This is a genomic window from Streptomyces roseochromogenus subsp. oscitans DS 12.976 (genome assembly GCF_000497445.1).
GTDB classification, from domain to species: domain Bacteria; phylum Actinomycetota; class Actinomycetes; order Streptomycetales; family Streptomycetaceae; genus Streptomyces; species Streptomyces oscitans.
In genome coordinates this window covers 3,583,192-3,586,871 of record NZ_CM002285.1, presented here as the reverse complement: position 1 = coordinate 3,586,871, position 3,680 = coordinate 3,583,192, and the positions used below count along the sequence as shown (strand labels likewise).

Annotated in this window: 4 protein-coding genes and 1 pseudogene; 2 read left to right on the top strand and 3 right to left on the bottom strand. The window is 71.1% G+C overall.

Features of this window, described 5'->3' with window-relative positions; genetic code table 11:
• The 3 genes from M878_RS47950 to M878_RS65195 all read right to left on the bottom strand — a co-directional run.
• A partial coding sequence (locus M878_RS47950) for a protein kinase domain-containing protein (protein WP_023547271.1) occupies nucleotides 1-895 on the bottom strand: 895 nt, incomplete at its 3' end.
• Complete coding sequence (locus tag M878_RS65200; RefSeq protein ID WP_023547270.1) at nucleotides 892-1,641, bottom strand: FHA domain-containing protein; 750 nt, start codon at nucleotides 1,639-1,641, stop codon at nucleotides 892-894. The genes M878_RS47950 and M878_RS65200, both read right to left, overlap by 4 nt.
• Before the next feature lie 151 nt (nucleotides 1,642-1,792).
• The gene (locus M878_RS65195; RefSeq protein WP_023547269.1) at nucleotides 1,793-2,344 is read right to left on the bottom strand and encodes a hypothetical protein; all 552 of its coding nucleotides are present in this window, start codon (nucleotides 2,342-2,344) and stop codon (nucleotides 1,793-1,795) included.
• Nucleotides 2,345-2,607: 263 nt separating this feature from the next.
• Between M878_RS65195 and M878_RS65190 the strand changes: the two genes are divergently transcribed.
• Together M878_RS65190 and M878_RS000000101830 are read left to right on the top strand one after the other, a co-directional pair.
• Nucleotides 2,608-3,462, top strand: coding sequence for a bifunctional methylenetetrahydrofolate dehydrogenase/methenyltetrahydrofolate cyclohydrolase (locus M878_RS65190; RefSeq protein ID WP_023547268.1), 855 nt, complete (start codon nucleotides 2,608-2,610; stop codon nucleotides 3,460-3,462).
• 40 nt (nucleotides 3,463-3,502) lie between these two features.
• Nucleotides 3,503-3,680 (top strand): annotated as a pseudogene (locus tag M878_RS000000101830) (DUF3017 domain-containing protein); the annotation flags it as partial.

The window sequence follows — 3,680 nt, the reverse complement described above, 5'->3', positions numbered from 1 at the left end:
GACCCGTCCCGGCGGCCGACTCGACACGGCGCAACAGCGCGTCCGTGCCGATACGGTCGGCGTGCGTACGGGCCAGACAGTCCCGCACGATCTCCCGCCAGGCGTCCGGGAGTTCCGGCGACAGACGCAGTTCGTCGGTGCCGCGGGCGTACGCGGCGGCCGCGTCGCGGCGGGCGGTCGGAGTGCCTCCGGGGAGGGGGAAGGAGTCCGTCAGGACCAGATGCGCCAGGACACCGAAGGCCCAGACGTCCGCCGACGGGCGGATACGGCGGCCGCGTTCGCCGATCTCCGACCAGAGGAGTTCGGGGGGCGTGTAGTCGGGCGTGGAGAAGGCGGGCGTGTACGCGTGCGTGCCCTCCAGCTCCGCCGCCATGTTGAAGTCGGTCAGCCGCGCCGAACCGTCCTTCATCAGCAGTACGTTGGCTGGTTTCAGGTCGCCGTGCACCCAGCCGGCGTGGTGCAACTGGGCCAGGCCCTCGCAGATCTGCGCGAGGAGGGCGGGACCGGCGGCCGGGCGGGGTTCCGTGTCCAGCAGCGCGGACACGGAGTGTGCCGCCTTCTCCAGTACGAGGACGGTGGCGCCGTCGAGTTCGGGGCGGGCCGGGTCGTCGACGACGAGGGTCTCGTACATCCTGATCAGCCGGGGCCGTCTGAGCCGGCGGTGCAGGTCGACCTCGCGCTCGATGAGCTCGCGCAGGTGGGCCAGCTGGCGTGGGGTGCCGGTGCCGGTGGGCAGGAACTTCAGCGCGGCCGTGCGCGGCAGTTCACCCTCACCGTCTCCGGTGCGCCGGGCGCCGTACACGCTGCCGAAGGCGCCCGTCGCGATCGGCTCGCGGACCTCCCAGACGCCCACCCGGTAGCCCCTGGGCACCGGCACGGCGTACGGCTCGGTCACCGGGCCGTCCGGCTCGGGGATCCGGATTCGGACAGCACGAGCAGATCGTCCTCCCGCACCAGGTCGAAGCGGAGTGCCAGGGAGACCAGGGACTCCTTCTTGCCGTTGAGGCGGGGACCGGTGTCCGCGGTGTCCGGGCCGGGCTTGAGCCGCAGCTTCACGGCCAGGTAGTCGATGTTCCACTGCACCGAGGTGCGCGAGGCGGCCGGCCAGGCGGGGCGCAGCCGGTCGACGACCTGGTCGACGGTGGGCAGCGGGGCATGCGGGTCGCCGCGCAGCCGGGGTTCGCACAGGGCGGCCAGGACGGCGAAGTAGCGCTTGGTGCGGTCGACGGAGAAGGCGGGGGCGGTGGGGTCGCCGTCGGGTCCGTCGCCGTCGCGCAGGTAGTCGTGGCGCGGCGCCCACACCTCGATGGTCAGCAGGTCACCGGCGGCGGGCAGCACGATCCGCGAGAACTCGAACGGGATGGGCGCCTCAAGCCGGCCCGGGCCGACCTTGATGTGCTCGCCGGCGCCTTCCGGGTTCTCCACGACATACGTCTGGTGCGCGGACAGGTTGCTCAGTATCCAGAACGCGCCCTGCGCGCTCAGCTCGCCCGCCCGGCGTGAGACCCCGTCGTGCGGGATCGTCAGATCATTGCCGGACGCCCGCCCGAAGGTGAGGCGCTCACCGGGGGCGAGCCGGATCTGGTTGCGGTGCGGTCGGTCCTCCGGGGACGGCGGAGGTACGACGATGATGCTGTACAAAGTGCGTCTCCCCGAGCCTGACGGCCACCCCGGCCGGTACGGCTACGCCAGTCAGACTAGGGGGAGACACCGGGGCCGTGCCTCCCCCTGGACGGGTGAGACACGGCCCTCGGCGCGGAATGGCGCGAACTGTTCTGTCGCGCGGGCGGGTTCAGTACCGCGGACGGTTGAACCAGGCCTTGCCGTTGGCTCCGCCGACGAAGCAGGCGATCAGGATGCCGAGGACAAGGTGGATGATGCCCGCGATCGTGAACGGGTAGAGGGCGAGCACCGCGGTGATGATGCCGAAGACCAGCGTCGTGACGCGCAGGCCGTTGCCACCGGTGGTGAACTTCGAGGCCAGGACGGCCGCCCACACCAGCCACACGAGCGCGAGCACCGCGAAGGCCCACAGCACGCCCACCGGGTAGTTGGACAGCGCCGGGATGGAGTTGTCCTTCTTGACCTTGTCGATGGCCGCGGCACCGATGGCGAATATCGCCACGCCGATGACCTGAAGACCGACGATCACCCACAGCAGCACGCGGGCCGTGTTGACGTTGCCCGGCATGGTCGTCATCGGGGCGCCGGCGCCGTACGGCTGCTGGACCGGCGGGGCGGCCGGGTAGCCGTATCCGGGCTGCTGCTGGCCCTGCGGGTAGCCGTAGCCCTGCTGCTGCCCCTGCGGGGCCCCGTAGGGGTTGTTCGGGTCGCCAAAGCTCATGGCGGTATTTCCTCCGTTTTTCGAGTGCTGGGGACGAGGAGCGGCACTGCACGGAGGAGAGTTTCTACAGATGCGGTCCGTCCCCCCGTTGAGCTGCCCGCTGCACTGTGCTGTTCATGGTTCTTGACCGGTTACCGACTTGTCCAGCCGGACGACCCAGGTGTTGTGCAAGTGCAACATCATTGATCATCTGCTGACATTGCGGTACGTCGTCCGGCCACCCGGATTGGAACCCGGGCCGGGTCATCCGCGAGGATGGGGGTATGACCGCCCAGATTCTCGATGGCAAGGCCACCGCAGCCGCGATCAAGTCCGATCTGACCGCCCGCGTGGCGGCGCTGAAGGAGAAGGGCGTCACGCCCGGCCTCGGCACGATCCTGGTCGGGGACGACCCCGGCAGCCAGAAGTACGTCGCCGGCAAGCACCGTGACTGCGCGCAGGTCGGCATCGCCTCCATCCAGCGTGAACTTCCGGCCACCGCGACCCAGGCGGAGATCGAGGCGGTCGTCCGCGAGCTGAACGAGGACCCGGCCTGCACCGGTTACATCGTCCAGCTGCCGCTGCCCAAGGGCATCGACGAGAACCGCATCCTGGAGCTGATGGACCCGGCCAAGGACGCCGACGGCCTGCACCCGATGAACCTCGGGCGGCTGGTGCTGAACGAGCCGGCGCCGCTGCCCTGCACCCCCAACGGCATCCTCAGCCTGCTGCGAGCCCACGGAGTCGAGATCAAGGGCGCCGAGGTCGTGGTCGTCGGGCGTGGCGTGACCATCGGGCGGCCGATGCCGCTGCTGCTCACCCGGCGCAGCGAGAACGCCACCGTGACCCAGTGCCACACCGGCACCCGCGATCTGTCCGCCCATCTGAAGCGGGCCGACATCATCATCGCGGCCGCAGGCTTCCCGCATCTGATCCGCGCCGAGGACGTCAAGCCGGGCGCCGCCGTCCTGGACGTCGGCGTCTCGCGCAACGCCGAGGGCAAGATCGTCGGCGATGTGCACCCGGACGTGACCGAGGTGGCCGCCTGGATCTCTCCGAACCCCGGCGGGGTGGGCCCGATGACCCGGGCGCAGCTGCTGGTCAACGTGGTCGAGGCGGCGGAGCGCAGTGCCGGCTGAGGACGCCCGCGCGGGGGCGGTCACCCGCGGAGCGAAGGGTATGGGGTCGGTCACCCGCGGAGTGAAGAGCGCGGGGGCGGTCACCCGCGGTACGGAGCACGGCGAGGAACAGCCCCAGCGGATCACCCGCCGCTTCCCGCGGATCACGCGGGACACCGCGCGACCGGAGGGCGGCGGCCGGGCCGCGGGCGGCGACGCCCCGGCCCCGGCGCGGCAGT

What these genes read in the sequence shown, in the direction of transcription:
- M878_RS65195 (WP_023547269.1), bottom strand. Translation starts at nt 2,344, where the DNA reads ATGAGCTTTGGCGACCCGAACAACCCCTACGGGGCCCCGCAGGGGCAG.
- M878_RS65190 (WP_023547268.1), top strand. Translation starts at nt 2,608, where the DNA reads ATGACCGCCCAGATTCTCGATGGCAAGGCCACCGCAGCCGCGATCAAG.